Source organism: Pseudarthrobacter sp. TAF60_1, from assembly GCF_052113505.1.
In the GTDB taxonomy this organism is placed as follows: domain Bacteria; phylum Actinomycetota; class Actinomycetes; order Actinomycetales; family Micrococcaceae; genus Arthrobacter.
The window spans coordinates 454,145-469,150 of record NZ_JBFRDI010000003.1 but is presented as its reverse complement, the minus strand read 5'-3'; the positions used below and the strand labels follow the sequence as shown (position 1 = coordinate 469,150).

General features: G+C 65.6%; 15 protein-coding genes. 6 read left to right on the top strand and 9 right to left on the bottom strand.

The features are described from left to right. Window positions 1–185 precede the first annotated feature (185 nt). Genes AB4Y73_RS05715 through AB4Y73_RS05705 form a run of 3 tightly spaced genes read left to right on the top strand, consistent with a single transcriptional unit; the run spans window position 186 to window position 4,899 of the window. Window positions 186–1,208, top strand: a complete 1,023-nt coding sequence (locus AB4Y73_RS05715) for a 3-oxoacyl-ACP synthase III (protein WP_441869684.1) — start codon at window positions 186–188, stop codon at window positions 1,206–1,208. Next, entirely contained in the window at window positions 1,202–3,919 is a 2,718-nt protein-coding gene (locus AB4Y73_RS05710; protein WP_441869681.1) for an alpha/beta fold hydrolase, read from the top strand. Before AB4Y73_RS05715 ends, AB4Y73_RS05710 begins: the two co-directional genes overlap by 7 nt. Further along, window positions 3,916–4,899 (top strand): NAD-dependent epimerase/dehydratase family protein, encoded by a 984-nt coding sequence (locus tag AB4Y73_RS05705; protein ID WP_441869678.1) that lies wholly within the window; start codon window positions 3,916–3,918, stop codon window positions 4,897–4,899. Before AB4Y73_RS05710 ends, AB4Y73_RS05705 begins: the two co-directional genes overlap by 4 nt. Window positions 4,900–4,907: 8 nt before the next feature. On the opposite strand, the gene AB4Y73_RS05700 is transcribed toward AB4Y73_RS05705, so the two are convergent. The 8 genes from AB4Y73_RS05700 to coaD all read right to left on the bottom strand — a co-directional run bounded on the left by AB4Y73_RS05700 (window position 4,908) and on the right by coaD (window position 11,063). Beyond that, on the bottom strand, window positions 4,908–5,927 hold the full coding sequence (locus tag AB4Y73_RS05700; RefSeq protein WP_441869675.1) for a TolB family protein: 1,020 nt from the start codon (window positions 5,925–5,927) through the stop codon (window positions 4,908–4,910). Continuing rightward, entirely contained in the window at window positions 5,924–7,219 is a 1,296-nt protein-coding gene (locus AB4Y73_RS05695; protein WP_441869672.1) for an MFS transporter, read from the bottom strand. Before AB4Y73_RS05695 ends, AB4Y73_RS05700 begins: the two co-directional genes overlap by 4 nt. A 15-nt stretch (window positions 7,220–7,234) precedes the next feature. Next, window positions 7,235–7,837 (bottom strand): hypothetical protein, encoded by a 603-nt coding sequence (locus AB4Y73_RS05690; RefSeq protein ID WP_441869669.1) that lies wholly within the window; start codon window positions 7,835–7,837, stop codon window positions 7,235–7,237. A gap of 109 nt (window positions 7,838–7,946) precedes the next feature. Next, entirely contained in the window at window positions 7,947–8,918 is a 972-nt protein-coding gene (gene mutM / locus AB4Y73_RS05685; RefSeq protein ID WP_441869666.1) for a bifunctional DNA-formamidopyrimidine glycosylase/DNA-(apurinic or apyrimidinic site) lyase, read from the bottom strand. An 8-nt stretch (window positions 8,919–8,926) separates the two neighbouring features. Continuing rightward, window positions 8,927–9,652, bottom strand: a complete 726-nt coding sequence (rnc, locus tag AB4Y73_RS05680) for a ribonuclease III (RefSeq protein ID WP_441869823.1) — start codon at window positions 9,650–9,652, stop codon at window positions 8,927–8,929. Between the two features lie 21 nt (window positions 9,653–9,673). Further along, the gene (gene rpmF / locus AB4Y73_RS05675; protein WP_009356569.1) at window positions 9,674–9,877 is read right to left on the bottom strand and encodes a 50S ribosomal protein L32; all 204 of its coding nucleotides are present in this window, start codon (window positions 9,875–9,877) and stop codon (window positions 9,674–9,676) included. Between the two features lie 36 nt (window positions 9,878–9,913). Continuing rightward, on the bottom strand, window positions 9,914–10,438 hold the full coding sequence (locus AB4Y73_RS05670; protein WP_441869663.1) for a YceD family protein: 525 nt from the start codon (window positions 10,436–10,438) through the stop codon (window positions 9,914–9,916). Between the two features lie 145 nt (window positions 10,439–10,583). Beyond that, complete coding sequence (coaD, locus tag AB4Y73_RS05665) at window positions 10,584–11,063, bottom strand: pantetheine-phosphate adenylyltransferase (RefSeq protein WP_441869660.1); 480 nt, start codon at window positions 11,061–11,063, stop codon at window positions 10,584–10,586. Between the two features lie 43 nt (window positions 11,064–11,106). Between coaD and AB4Y73_RS05660 the strand changes: the two genes are divergently transcribed. The 3 genes from AB4Y73_RS05660 to AB4Y73_RS05650 all read left to right on the top strand — a co-directional run bounded on the left by AB4Y73_RS05660 (window position 11,107) and on the right by AB4Y73_RS05650 (window position 14,299). After that, window positions 11,107–12,336, top strand: a complete 1,230-nt coding sequence (locus AB4Y73_RS05660; RefSeq protein ID WP_441869658.1) for an aminotransferase class I/II-fold pyridoxal phosphate-dependent enzyme — start codon at window positions 11,107–11,109, stop codon at window positions 12,334–12,336. Beyond that, complete coding sequence (locus AB4Y73_RS05655; protein WP_441869655.1) at window positions 12,336–13,127, top strand: spermidine synthase; 792 nt, start codon at window positions 12,336–12,338, stop codon at window positions 13,125–13,127. The genes AB4Y73_RS05660 and AB4Y73_RS05655 overlap by 1 nt, the downstream gene beginning before the upstream one ends. Before the next feature lie 194 nt (window positions 13,128–13,321). After that, window positions 13,322–14,299 (top strand): ABC transporter substrate-binding protein, encoded by a 978-nt coding sequence (locus AB4Y73_RS05650; RefSeq protein WP_441869652.1) that lies wholly within the window; start codon window positions 13,322–13,324, stop codon window positions 14,297–14,299. A 94-nt stretch (window positions 14,300–14,393) separates the two neighbouring features. On the opposite strand, the gene rsmD is transcribed toward AB4Y73_RS05650, so the two are convergent. Further along, window positions 14,394–14,999 (bottom strand): 16S rRNA (guanine(966)-N(2))-methyltransferase RsmD, encoded by a 606-nt coding sequence (gene rsmD / locus AB4Y73_RS05645; protein ID WP_441869649.1) that lies wholly within the window; start codon window positions 14,997–14,999, stop codon window positions 14,394–14,396. Window positions 15,000–15,006 lie beyond the last annotated feature (7 nt).

The window sequence follows — 15,006 nt, the reverse complement described above, 5'->3', positions numbered from 1 at the left end:
ATAGCCCCTACTACTTACAATCTACTGCGGGGCTGCGACAATTCTGCGCTGATCCGCGCGGAGCCGAGGCCGGTGGCATGTGCAGGAACTGGCCCGGACGCGGCATAGTTAAGCACTTGGGCTGGTGCTCGATGGTGCGGTCAGCCACCGGAGCGCGCAGTACAGACACGAATAGGGGCTTAATTTTGACAGGGAATGCAACATTCCGGCACAAGAACACCGCGCTGCTCTCGGTGAGCAGCGTCGAAGCTCCAAAGATCGTCAGTTCCGCGGATTTCGATCGCAGGCTGGCCCCCACCCTGCGGCGCTTGAAGTTCCCACCCAGGCTACTTGAAAGGGTGGCAGGCATCACCCACCGGCGCTGGTGGGCACCCGGTACAGCGTTCGATGACGCCGCCATCGAGGCTGGCGCGAAGGCCCTGGCTGAATCCGGCGTCGAGGCCTCCGAGGTGGGTCTGCTGATCAACACCTCGGTCACGCGGCGCAGCCTCGAACCGTCAGTGGCGGTGAAGATCCATCACGGGCTCAGCCTGCCGTCGTCGGCCATGAACTTCGACCTGGCCAACGCATGCCTCGGCTTCGTCAACGGCCTGACGCTGGCGGCCAACATGATCGACTCCGGGCAGATTAAGTACGCCATGATCGTCAACGGTGAAGATGCCCAGGCCACGCAGGAGGCCACCCTGGCCCGGCTGCAGCGGCCCGAAACCACCCGCGAGGACTTTGGCCGTGAGTTCGCCACGCTCACATTAGGTTCCGGCGCCGCCGCAGCCGTGCTGGGCCCGGCGGACCAGCACCCCGGAGCGCATCGGATCATCGGGGGCGTGATGCGCGCCGGCACTGAGCACCATGAACTGTGCGTGGGCGGCATCGACGGCATGGCCACAGACACCAAAGGCCTGCTTGATGGCGGCCTGCAGCTGGTGGTCGACGCGTGGCACGAGGCCAAGCCGGAGTGGGACTGGGCCGCGATGGACAGGTACGTCACGCATCAGGTGAGTAACGCCTACACGCAGGCAATCATCAACGCAGTCGGTCTGGATCCGGACAAAGTGCCCATAACGTTCCCTCACTGGGGCAACGTGGGCCCGGCCTCCCTCCCCATGACCCTGGCGGCCGAAGCCCAGACCCTTGGAGCGGGCGACAGGGTGCTGTGCATGGGCGTCGGCTCCGGCCTCAACACCGCCCTGCTGGAGATCGTGTGGTAGCCGCCGACTGGCCCGGCGTCGACCCTGAATGGTCCCGGGAAATCGAGGTGACATCCACCTCGTCCGCGGATACACCCGGAGCGGTGCGCAGCTGGCATCTGCTCGATAACGGTGCGCAGCTCTCCCGCCGGGGCCTCGTTCCTGCCGGGACCCTGCTGTGCGTGCACGGCAACCCGACGTGGTCCTTCCTGTGGCGCACGTTGCTGGCTGCCGGAACAGATACCGCCCAGCCGTGGCGGGTGGTGGCTGTGGACCAGTTGGATATGGGTTTCTCCGAGCGCACCGGCACATTCCGGCGCCTGGAAGACCGCATCAACGATTTGGGCGACCTCACCGCCGCCCTGGAGCTGGACGGGCCAGTGGTCACCGTCGGCCACGACTGGGGCGGCGTCATTAGCCTCGGCTGGGCCCTGGCACACCAGGAGCAGCTCGCCGGAGTGGTGCTGACCAACACCGCGGTTAATCAGCCCGCCGGCTCCCCCATCCCTCCGGCGCTGCGGCTCGCCCTGCACCCTGCCGTACACCGCTGGGGAACGACGACGTCGGACACCTTCCTGCGGGTGACGCATGCTTTGGCCCACCCGCCGCTGCCCGCGGACATCCGCGGCGCCTTCATGGCCCCCTACCGCAGCGCCGACCGCCGCGCCGGCGTCGGAAACTTTGTCGCCGACATACCGGCAGACCCGTCCCATCCCAGCTACCCGGAACTCAAACGCGTCGCCGACGGGCTTCGTGGACTGCGGGTCCCCGCGCTGATGCTCTGGGGCCCGCGGGATCCGATCTTTTCCGACCGGTACCTCAAGGACCTCATCGGCCGGCTGCCACACGCGCAAGTGCACCGCTTTGAGGGCGCCGGGCACCTCGTTGCCGAAGACCGGGACATCGCCGCCCCCGTCTTCGGGTGGCTGGCCGGGCTCGGCCGGGACGATGCATCCGGCTTACAGCTGACGGGCGCCAAGTCCGGCGCTCCTGAACTGGAGCGTAACGCCGGAACCCACCAGCCAGGCACCGGCGTCCCGCCCCTCTGGGCGCCGCTCACCGAACTGGCAGCAGGACCCGACGGCGGGGACACCGCCGTCGCGGAGATGGCTACGGACGGTGGCGTCTCCCGCTCGCTCAGCTGGCGTGAGCTGGAACAGAACATCGCCGTCCTCGCGGCGGGCCTGCAGCAAGCCGGCGTAGGGCATGGCTGCCGGGTGAGCCTGATGGTTCCGCCTGGTGTGGATTTGACCGTGGTGCTCTACGCCTGCCTGCGGCTCGGCGCGGTGGTGGTTGTGGCCGACGCCGGGCTCGGCACCCTTGGCCTGAGCCGTGCGGTGAAGGGCGCCACGCCGGATTTCCTCATCGGAATCGACAAGGCGCTGGCCGCCGCCTCGGTGCTCGGCTGGCCTGGACGGCGGATCAGTGTGCGGGAGCTGCCCGCTGCCCGCAGCCGCCTCCTCGGCGTCGAAACCTCTCTCGACGTCCTCGCCCGCGGCGGCCGCAGCCTCAGCCAGGAAACGCCGTCGGACGTTCAGCATCCGGACGCGGGTCCCGGCCCGGATGCACCCGCCGCGGTGCTCTTCACCTCAGGTTCCACCGGTCCTGCCAAGGGCGTGCTCTACACGCACCGGCAGCTGGCCGCGATGCGGGATACCCTGGCCGTGACATTGGGGATCCGTCCGGCGGCACGGCTGGTGGCGGGCTTCGCCCCCTTCGCGCTCCTGGGACCGGCCCTCGGGGCAGTTTCGGTGACGCCCGCGATGGACGTCACCGCACCCCGCACCCTGACCGCCACCGCGCTGGCAGACGCCGCCGCGGCCATTGACGCCACCGTGGTGTTCGCCTCGCCCGCGGCCCTGCGCAACGTCCTGGCGACCATGGGCAGCCTGAGCCCCGCCGCGCACGATGCCCTGGGGCGCGTGGAACTGCTGCTCTCCGCCGGCGCGCCGGTCCCCGAGCCCCTCCTCGCAGAGGTTCAGCAGCTGCTGCCGCGGGCCTCGCTGCACACTCCCTACGGCATGACCGAGGCGCTGCCCGTCACCGACATCAGTCTTGAAGAGATCCGCGTTGCCGAAGCCGACGCCGCAACAGGGACCATGGCCGGAGCCGGCAACGGGGTGTGTGTAGGCCTGCCGGTGCACGGCGCCAAGGTGGCCGTTATCCCGCTCGCTGCGGACGGGACTGCCCCCGGTAGCCACCCCCTCACGGAGGCGGGAGTGACCGGGGAGATCCTTGTCAGCGCCCCACATGTGAAGGACGCCTATGACAGGCTGTGGCTCACGCAGCGCGAAAGTATCCGCACGGCCGGCTGGCACCGTACCGGCGACGTCGGTCACTTTGACGCCGCCGGCCGCCTCTGGGTGGAAGGACGGCTGGCGCACGTCGTGACGGCGCCAGGTTCCGTGGTCACGCCCGTGGGCGCCGAGCAGGCCATCGAACGCCTGTCCGACGTCGGGCTGGCCGCGGTCGTCGGGGTTGGTCCCGCCGGGACGCAGGCCGTCGTGGCCGTCGTCGAGACGGTGCCTCCTGCGCGCCGGGCCGGTCCTGCCGCGCCGCAACTCGCCGGGCGGGTACGGAAGGCGGCGCGGCTGGCGGGCGTCAGCGTCTCTGCCGTGCTCGCAGTCCCCTCCCAACCAACCGATATCCGCCACAACGCCAAAATCGACAGGACCCGCCTGTCGCGGTGGGCGTCCCGCGTTCTGGCCGGCGGCCGTCCGGGCACGCCGTGAGGGTGCTCGTCACCGGTGCGAGCGGGCTGCTCGGACGCGAAGTGGCCCGGCTGCTGGTGCGGCAGGGCCACACCGTCACCACGTTCCAGCGCCGAGCTTCAGGGGTCGACGGCGCCACAGACTTTTTGGGGTCCGTGACGGACGAGGACGCCGTCCGTGGCGCTGTTGCCGGTTCCGAAGGCGTCGTCCATCTGGCAGCGAAGGTCTCCTTCACCGGCCGCGCCGCTGACTTCGAGGAAGTCAATGTTGAAGGGACACGCCACCTGCTGCGTGCCGCCCGCGAGGCAGGTGTGCGGGACCTGGTGTTCGTTTCCTCCCCTTCCGTTGCCAACTCCGGGGCCGCCATCGCCGGGCTGGGAGCCGAGCGGGCAGACCCGGACCGGGCGCACGGCGATTACTCCCGAACCAAAGCGGCCGCCGAACTGCTGGCACTGGCTGCCGACTCACCGAATCTTCGGGCCGCCGCCGTGCGCCCCCACATTGTCTGGGGCCCCGGCGACACCCAGTTGGTGGAACGGGTGCTGGAGCGCGCCGCCCATGGCCGCCTGCCGCTGCTCGATGCCGGCGCCGCCCTGATCGACACCACCTACGTGGACAACGCAGCCGCAGCCATCGTCGCCGGGCTGCACCGCATGGAGCACGTCCACGGCCGGGCGCTCGTGGTCACCAACGGCGAACCCCGCCCGATTGGTGAACTGCTGGCTGGCATCTGTGCCGCGGGCGGAGTGCCGGCGCCATCGTGGCGGGTGCCAGGCAGGCTTGCACGTGCGGCGGGATCCGTGGTGGAAAAAATCTGGGCCGGCTCCGGCAGGGAAGATGAGCCGCCGATGACGCGGTTCCTCGCCGAGCAGCTCTCCACCGCCCACTGGTTCGACCAGCGCGAGACCCGCGCGCTCCTCGACTGGACCCCTGCCGTCTCACTGGACGAGGGCCTGGCGAAGCTGGCCGAACACTATGGCGGACTTCAGCTGCCAGGATGAGCCGGGCCTTACTGCCGGACCACCGCCGGAGACCAGGCGTGCTCGATGAGGAGGGAGGGCTGCACCCCCGGATCGATGGAAGCGGACCACACGTCGCTGTCCTGTCCGGAGTCGTCGCGCGGAACGCCGTAGACAACCGTACGGGCGTCGAGCCATTCCATCTGATCGTCGATGTCACGCTGTTCGGCAAGGATCGTTTCGGTGCCTGTGGCGAGTTCGAGGACGGCGATGTTGCGGTGTCCTACCAAGGAGCCAGTGACACTCTTCTTATAGGCGATCCTGGTCCCGTCGGGGGATACTGACGGACACTCGATACCAGTGCCGGTGACGGTGAGGGTCCGCTCGTTTAGGCTCCCACGCAGTAACCAGATCTTCCCTTGCGAGGAAGCAGTGGCGTAAAAGGCGTCGGGCTGGCCCGGAACGAAGGTCACACCCCAGATATTTCGGTCAGTAGCCTTGATCTGCGACCCACCGAGGAACAGGGCGAATTCTTCAAGGTTTCCATGGACGGTGCCGTCGCGGCCGCGAATCAGCGTTTCGGTGGAAAACCCGGCGCCGGAATACGAGTGTCCAGAGACAAAAACTGTGGTGGCCAGGAGCGTCCCGTCGGGACTGATGCGGGTGCGGCTGGGAACGCCCGCCAATGGCCAGGTTTCGACGGCAGCCAGTGAACCGTTGTAGACCGTCGCTTCAAAGTTGGTGGGAATCTCATTCTTGGTGAGCAGGCACACGGCTAGGTCCCGCACAGCATAAACGCGGTCGCAGGCGTGGCCACTGAGCGCGCGCTGGCCTGACGGGTCAGCCAAAGCGACGGTTGCGGCCTCCCCGAACCCCTGTCCGGGGGCCGTATTCCGGAACATGATGAAGGGCTCGGCTGGTAATGCTAGGGCCGCGACCGAATCCACCGCCGAGTCCGCGATCTGGCTGCTTTTTGCTGTCTGGAACGCAGAGGCGGCGTACGCGGTAGTGCCGCCGGCCACCAGCAGCACCACGGCGAGCAGGACCTGCCAGCGGCGCCTGGGGTTCATCGTGCCGCCGTCCACCGGCGGAAGCCGCCCGTAAGGAACGTGCCCGCACCCAGGGCTGCGGCAAGCACTACGGCTACCCAGACCACGGCGGTCACCGGCCCGAGCAGGAACCAGAGCACGCCGAATGCTGTTGCTGCGGCCATCCGGCTTAGGGCTACCACCGTCTGCGCGGCGCCCAGGGCGGTGGCCAGGCTTGCGACGGGCGAAAGTTGGGTGACTATCGCGGCAAGGACGCCGTCGGTAGCAGCGTAGAACAGGCCCAGCAGGACCAGGCACCCAATCGTGGAGCCGAGGCCGGCAAACGGCAGCGCCGCCAGGATGTAACAAGCCAGCAAGGCCAGGTGACCGCAAAGGAACACGGGGATCCGCCCCCAGCGGTCGGCCAGCTTGCCGAGCGGGATAGCGAACAAAAGGTAGACCACGTTGGTTCCGACAAAGAGCATCGGAAACCACTGGACAGCAAAGGAACCCCTGTTCTGCAGGAGCAGGTAGATGAACCCGTCGCCGATAGTGAGGAAACCCAGCAGGCCAGCCGTCACCAGGAGCCGTGCCAGCCCCTGATTCTTCAGGGTAATCCAGCGCAGTCGGGACCATCGGAATGGCGAACGCCGGACACCCCCCACTTCAGAAGTCGCGCCGCGCACACGGCCTGGAACCATGAGCACCAGGACGGCTACACCTAACACGGCGAATGCGAGGGAGATGATAAAAACCGTGCTGAAGCCGTTGGGGATCAGCACCAGCACCAGAAATGCCAGCAGCGGGCCGGCGGCGGCACCAATGCTGTCCAGCATGCGGTGGACCCCGAACGACCTGGCAAGGTACTCGGGCTGGGCCGACGCCGAGATCAAGGCATCGCGAGGGGCCGTCCTTAAGCCTTTTCCGATCCTGTCTCCAGTAACGACACCGGCTATTGACCAGAAACCGCCGGCGAAGAGGAACCCTATTCGGGCAACAGCAGAGAGCCCATAGCCTGCTGCCGCCACCAGCTTGGGCTGTCCGGTGCGGTCTGAGACCCACCCTGCGCCTATCCGCACTACGGCGCTTGCACCTTGGTTGATGCCGTCGATGATTCCGAAGGCAATAGTCGACAGGCCCAGGAAGCCGGTGACGTACAAGGGCAGGATGGCGGCTACCGACTCCGAGGAGACGTCGGTGAACATGCTGACAACGCCAAGCCACACGATGGTGTGCGAGACTTTGAACCGGGTTTCGGGTCTGCGGGTTCGGGCACCTGCAGCCACTTCTTCGTCCTTTTTGCCGCCCCTGCGGTCTGACACGGAGATGTACATCAGGTGTTGGTCCGTTTACGCATGGAGGGTGCCTTGAAGTGTGAAGCGCGTGCTGCCGGCGCCCGTCGTCGTTATGGATACCGTCACGGTGTCAGTCCCGCGCGAGAGGCGAATGGAGCGGCCGTCCCCGGAGGCCACGGATTCGGGCTGGAAGCCCAGCGCCAGCAAGGACTGCTGGAAATAACCCGTCGTTTGCGCTGGACTTAGGTCCACAATTCCGACGGCACTGACCTGCAGCGTCCGATCATCCGAGCTCACACTCGTAGACGTCATGACAGTCCGGTCCGGGAAAGTCACGACGTTGACCGGGAAGCCATCGACGACCTTGCCTTGGGCTGACGCCGAAGCAGGCAGGGGAGTTCGGATTAGGGCGGCCGGCGACGGTGACACGCGTGCGTCAGGGGGTACCGACACACTAGACGGCGACTGCGTGGCGTCTCCGGCCCCGCCGGTTCCCGTTCCGGTAGGCTGCGGGAAACTACTGTCCGCAGGGCCGGGACCGGCGCCCGCTGTGGGCGGGGCTTCGCTGGCCGGTGACATCTGATCCAGCACCACAGCCGTACCGCCCAGGGCAACGGCTGCTATAACACCGGCGAGTACCAGTTTCTTCGCGATCATGGCTTCGCCCAGGCCACCGCGGTAGTAACGCCCCAGACTTTCATGGGGTCAGTCTGCCAAGGGAACCCACATTGGGGAACCACAGAATCCGCAGACTTTCGTTTTCGGCCTACCAGCGCCCGTTCCGTGGACGCGGCTGGCATACCGGGCATGTGTAGGACGACCGGTTCATGAACTGTTCGCGGCGGATGAGGGAGTTAATTCCGACGGCGGCGCACCGGTTGCAGGGCTGTCCCTCCCTGCCGTACGCATTCAGCGAGCGGTCGAAGTAGCCGGAAGCGCCGTTGACGTTCACGTACAGGGAGTCGAAGCTGGTCCCACCGGCGTCGAGGGCGTCCAGCATGACCTCGCGGGCGCTGGTGATGACGCGTTGCGCCTCGGAGCGCCGCAGCTTGTCCGTGGGCCGGGCGTAATGCAGGCCGGCCCGCCAGAGCGACTCGTCTGCGTAGATGTTGCCGATGCCCGAGACCAGTCCCTGATCCAAAAGGGCGCGTTTGAGGCCGGTCCTGCGTTTCCTAAGCCGGCTATAGAAGAGCTCGAAGGAAAATGCCGGATCCAGCGGATCCCGGGCGATGTGCGCTGCCTCTTCGGCAATAAGTGGAAGCGGCGATTCGGCGAGGCCGCCAGGGCCGCCGTCGTCCGTGGGGACCATGCCCGTCACGAACAGCCCGCCAAAAATGCGCTGGTCCACAAACCGCAGTTCATCCGGCATGCCGTCACTGGGGCTCAGGTGGAGGCGGACCTTCAGGTGCTTTTCGTCCGGTACTGAGGGATCCTGCATCAGTAGCTGGCCGCTCATGCCAAGGTGTGCCATGAGGGCGACGGCAGGGCCGGCCTGTTCCGGTGAGCTTGCGGCAGGAGGCGACGAGGGGGCCTCGCGCAGTGGCATCCACAGGAACTTCCCGCGCCGCACCACATCCACCACCGTGGCGCCCTGGAGGTTGCCGACAAAGTCCTCCGGACCCAGGGCGTGGCGACGGAGGGAACGGGGGTCCAGGACGTCAACTGACACGATGGTCCGGCCGCGGAGCCAGCTCACCAGCCCGCGGCGGACCACTTCAACTTCAGGCAGTTCGGGCAAGGCTGGCCCTAGACGCCGGGTGCGGGCTCGGCTGATCCACCGGCAGCGGCTTCCTTGGGTGCGGAAAGAGCACGCCAAGCGTCCGCGGCAGCTTCCTGCTCGGCTTCCTTCTTGGAATGGCCCGAGCCACTACCGTACGGCTTGCCGCCGATGTTCAGAACAGCTTTGAAGGTACGGGCATGGTCCGGGCCTGCGCCGTCGACTGCATAAAAGATGGTGCCGAGCTGGCGGCTGGCGGCAAGTTCCTGGATGCTGGTTTTCCAGTCGGTTCCCGCGCCGAGGGCGGCCGCGTCCTTCAGGAGCGGGCCGATCAGCCGCATGACAAGCTGGCGTGCCGTCTCGATGTCGTTGGACACGTACGTGGCACCGATGAGTGCTTCCATGGTGTCCGCCAGGATGGAGGCCTTGTTCTTGCCCTCGGTGAGCTTTTCGCCCTGCCCAAGGTAGATGTAGTCCCCGATGCCCAGGCTTCGGCCGATACCCGCCAGCGCCCGCGTGCTGACGACCGCGGAGCGGCGTTTGGCGAGGTCACCTTCGGGCAGCGTCGGGTTATCCCGGTACAAGGCGTCCGTCACGGAGAAACCCAGGATGGAGTCGCCAAGGAACTCGAGACGCTCGTTCGTGGGGATGCCGCCGTTTTCGTAGGCGTAGGAACGGTGTGTCAGAGCAAGACGAAGCGTCCCGGCGTCAATGGAGACACCGAGACGCTTCAGAAGCTCTTCAGTTGAAGATATCATCTCAGCCTTGGGGGCCGATTAGACGTCTGCGACCTTGCGGCCCTTGTACTCAAGGAACAGCGCAGTGCCAGCCGAGTCGGTAACGACCTTTGCCTGGTGCGGCAGGCTGTATGTAACCTGGCCGTTCTCGACAGTCTTCACCAGGTGGGGGGCAGTTGCCTTCCACTGGGAGCGGCGGGCGCGGGTATTCGAGCGAGACATTTTCCGCTTCGGGACAGCCACGGCTAACTCATTTCTCTCTAGACAAACACGTACAAATCAGTTTTGCCGGTCAGGCTTAGCCAAGTCAGCCAGGGCGGCCCAGCGAGGATCTACATCCTCGTGGTGATGCCCCGGCTCGTCTTCCAGGCGTACTCCGCATTCGGAGCAAAGGCCCTGGCAGTCTTCCCGGCACACCGGCTGGAACGGCAGCATGGTTACAACTGCGTCCCGCAACACCGGCTCAAGATCGATTAGATCGTGCTCGACTCGACGTTGCTCTCCTTCGTCTTCTTCATCTGAAAGCAGGACGCCCTCATAGAAGAAAAGTTCTTGCACATTGACCTCAAGGTCATAAGCAAGGGGATCCAGGCATCGACCACATTCGCCCGTAACTTCGGCGACCGCGGTTCCTGATACCAGAATTCCTTCGTGTACGGCCTCAAGCCTCAGGTCCAGCCCGATATCCGAGCCTTCCTGAACGCCAATGAGTGCCACGCCAAAATCACTTGGCGCGGGTACATGCTCCTTCAGCGTCCGCATGCTTCCCGGGCTGCGCCCGAGATCCTTGACGTCGAACACCAAGGGCGAACTAGCATCTCGTTTAATGAGAACTCCTGTTGAACATATGACCGACGTACCATCTTAGCCTGAAGAGCCGCGGGGACTCAAACCGGGCGTAGGAAATCCGCCGAAGTACCGGACAAGCCTACCCCCTTGGCAGTGGGTCTTAGGCCGACTCGCCTGAGAGCAGCCTTTTTTGCACTGAACGCGGTACATAGTCGGAAACGTTGCCGCCCAGGCTTGCCACTTCCTTGATGAGTGTGGAGGACAAATGCAGGTAGTGTGCCTCGGCCGGCAAGAACACCGTCTCAACGCCGCTGAGTTGGCGGTTCATGGTGGCCATCGGGAGTTCGTAATCGAAATCCGACGACGACCGGAGGCCTTTCACGATCGTGGACACACCCCGCTGCCGGCAATACTCGGCCAGAAGGCCCTCCCCTACCGGCTCCACCACAATGCCCTGCAGGGACGCCAGTGTTTCGCGGGCCATGTCGATGCGGTCCCCCAGGCTGAACCTGTACTTCTTGGCATAGTTGGTGGAAACAGCAACAATCACTTCATCGAACAGGCCGGCCGCACGGGCAATGACCTCGAGGTGACCGTTGTGGATGGGGTCATAGGATCCGGGGCAGACAGCGCGTCTCATGCACCGAACCTACCTCATGGGAACGCCGGGATACCATGACTGGATGCATCCACCACGGGAACTTTCCATGCCCGCAGCACCTGCTCCGTGGCAGCGGACAGCGGCCGGCGCGAACCTCCTGGGACCCGCCGGCCAGCTCGGCGTCACCATCTTCGAAGAGATGACCACACTGGCGGTACTGACCGGCGCCATCAACCTGGGACAGGGCTTTCCGGACGAGGACGGGCCGGCTGAGATCAAGGCCGCTGCCATGGCAGCCATCGAGGCGGGGGCCAACCAGTACGCGCCGGGCAAAGGGATACCGGAACTGCGCGAGGCCGTCGCCGCCCACCAGGGCCGGTTCTATGACCTGGCCCCGGACCCGCAGACGGAGGTCATTGTCACCACCGGAGCTACCGAGGCCATCGCGGCCGCCCTGCTGGCGTTCGTGGGGCCGGCCGATGAGGTGCTGACTTTCGAGCCGTTCTACGACTCGTACGGCGCCGTCATTGGACTGGCCGGTGCCACCCACACCACGGCCCCGCTGCTTGCCCCCGGCTTCCTCCCGGACATGGCAGCCCTCGAAACGGCGTTCACCGACCGTACCCGGGTGGTCTTGCTGAACAACCCGCACAATCCCACCGGTGCAGTGTTCCCCCGCCAGGTCCTTGAGCGCGTCGTCGAGCTTGCCCGGAAGCATGACTGCCTGATCATCACCGATGAGGTATACGAGCACCTTACGTTCGGCGCCAAACACATTCCCGTCGCAACGCTGCCCGGCGCCGCCGAAAGGACCATCACCATCTCCTCGGCAGGAAAGACCTTCTCCTTCACCGGCTGGAAGATCGGCTGGCTGACCGGACCGGAACACCTGGTGGCGGCCGTCCGCACCGTCAAGCAGTTCCTGACCTACAGCTCCGGCACACCGTTCCAGGCAGCCATTGCCACCGGGCTGGCGCTGCCGGACGAGTTCTACCGCGGGATTTCAGCCACGCTGCAGCAGAAGCGGGACATCCTGAGCGAGGGCCTCCGCGCCGCAGGCTTCGATGTCTTCATCCCGCAGGGCACCTACTTCGTCAACGTGGACACGGCACCCCTCGGAATTGCCGACTCGGTGGAGCTTGCACGCCGCCTGCCCGCCTTGGTGGGAGTTGCCGCAATCCCCGTGCCTGTCTTTTGCCATCCGCAAGGAGCGGAACGGACCCGCAGCCTGCTCAGGTTCGCGTTCTGCAAGAAGGTGGCAGTCCTTGAGGAAGCTGCCGCACGGCTGGCCACGCTCAGCGGAAAGCTGTGATGGCAGAGCCGGACGGCACCCGGGCCGCCACCCGTTTCCTGCGGACCACCGGGCAGCACGCCGTGATCGAGCCCGATGCGTTCACCGCGGGCGGATTCGTACTCAGCATCGGCGGTGCTGAGCAGTCCCACGTCGATCTGACCGACCCCGCCGACATCTTCTATGAGTACCTGCGCCGGATCGGCCACGTAGTGGATCTCGCAGCTCCGTGGGGGGAGCCCATCACCGCTCTCCACCTTGGCGCCGGGGCCCTAACGCTCGCGCGCTACATCCAGGCCACCCGTCCGGGTTCCCTGCAGTACGCAGTGGAGCTGGAGCGGGAACTGCTGGACTTCGTGCTGCAGCAGCTGCCGATGCCGGACGGGACCCAGCTGCACACCGTGATCGGCGATGCCCGGGAGTCGCTGGCCACGCTGCCCGCGGAGCTGCGCTTCGACGTGGTCATTCTCGACATGTTTTCCGGACCGGAGGCCCCGGAGCACATCGCCTGCACGGAGTTTTACCAGGAGGCCGCGGCCCGGCTGGCCCCGCGGGGTGTGTTGATCGTCAACGTCGGCGACGAGTCGGGCCTCACGCTGGTGCGGAGCCAGGTGGCCGCGATGCGGCGGGCTATGACTGACGTTGCGGCGTTCGCGGAGACCGGGATGTTCGCGGGCCGCTACCCCGGCAACATCATCCTCGCCGGCACGCAGTTCGCGTGGCCCGACGCCTGGACAGCGGCGCTGACCGCCCGCGGCCCGCACCCGGCAAAGGTGCTCGCCGGAGTTGAGCTGGACGTACTCTCGGACTAAACCGCGGCTTAGCCCAGCGCCGCCGCCCGCCGTTCCAGAAACTATGGTGCGGAATCTAAATAGTTGAGAAAATTATCATTGACAGTTTCAACTATATGGGTTGTTATCTATGTAGCTTCGGTGCTGACCTTCGAGAAGTTTGACTGGAAGAGTGCCCCGATCGTTGATAACTCGCCCCAAGGAAGTGGACTGTTATGAAGAAACTCACCTTTGCTGTTGTCGGCCTTACCGCGGCGTTGCTGCTCACCGGCTGCGGCGGCGGATCCCCATCGGGCTCGACCCCCTCCTCGGCCGCCGCCGGAGGCGATGGTGTCCGCAACATCAGCGTCGGAGTAATCTCGATTGCGCCGTCCGCCGCCGTCCAGCTGGGCATCGACGAAGGCATCTTTGCGAAGCACAAGCTGAAGGTCGAATTGCAGAGCGGGCAGGGCGGGGCAGCCATGCTGCCGGCCGTCTCTACCGGAACGATGAACTTTTCCGTCGGAAACCCGCTGTCCGTACTCTTGGCCAAGAACAAGGGTCTGGACATGAAGATCGTCTCCGGATACTCCAATTCGCTCGCCACCGGCAACGACATCAATGGCGTCGTTACCAAGGCCACCTCCGGCATTACCACGGCCAAGGACCTCGTAGGCAAGAAAGTCGCAGTCAACACCATCAATGCGCAGGGAGACCTGACCATCAAGGAAGTCGTGTCCGAACAGGGTGGCGATCCGGGCGGGGTCCAGTTCCTCGAACTGCCGTTCCAGGACATGGGGGCCCAGCTGGCCCAAGGGAACGTGGACGCCGTCTGGGTTCCCGAACCATTCCTCTACGGTCTGCTGGCGGATGGCAACAAGCTGGTGACCTACAACAACCAGGAGGCAGTGCCGGGCCTGCCCACCATGGTTACCTTCACAAGCGGCAGCTACGCCCAACAGAATCCGCAGGTGGTGGCTGACTTCCAAGCGGCCATGACGGAGACTCTCGCCCTGGCGCAGGGCAACCCCGACAAAGTCCGGGCACTGTTGCCCGCGTTTATGAAGATGCCGGAGTCAGTAGCCAAGAATCTGCGCCTGGAAGCATTCGACGGCAAGGTAGATGAAGTAACCCTGGGCAAACTTGGCGAGCTGATGGCCAAGTACGGCATTGTGCCGTCAGCACCTGATGTTTCGGGCACGATCCTGAAATAGCGGTTGCCGGATGACCGGAAGGGGACGACGGCGGACGCTCCACCGTTGTCCCCTTCTCCAACTCGGAAGGAGGTGCATCCTCCGGTGGGACGCTCTACTCCGTGGCTTCCGTACCGGGCCCGATGGCGTCCGGCACGGAGGGTTCCGCGAACCAGAGCTTGGTTTCGCCGTACTTCCTTTCGGCAAAGCGCTCCAGGCCGGCCGGCCAGCCTGGTTCCGGCGAGCGTGAAGAACGTTCCACCACCACCACCGCAGCCGGGGCGAGATGGGCCGCGAGTTTGGCCAGAACCGCGGACAGGGCAACCTCATCCAACGGATAGGGCGGATCCAGGAAGACAAGGTCCCAGCGGGCATCCTCCGCAGTGCGCTCCAGGAACGGCTCTACCTTGCCGCGGTGGACCGTGACAACCTTGCTGGCAAGCACGCCGTTGATGAGATCAGCGTTGCGCTGGCAGACGGAACTGGCCTTGGCATCGAATTCCACCAGGTCAACGGAACTGGCTCCCCTGCTGCCGCTCTCCACCCCCAACGACCCGGACCCCGCGTAAAGATCCAGGACACGGGCACCGGCAATAATCCCGAAGGCGGCAAGGCGGGAGAACAGCGCCTCCTTGACACGGTCCGTGGTGGGCCGGGTCATGGACCCCGGGACGCTGGCCAGCGGGGTCCCGCCAGCGGCACCCGCAATGATGCGGCTCATGCCCGCC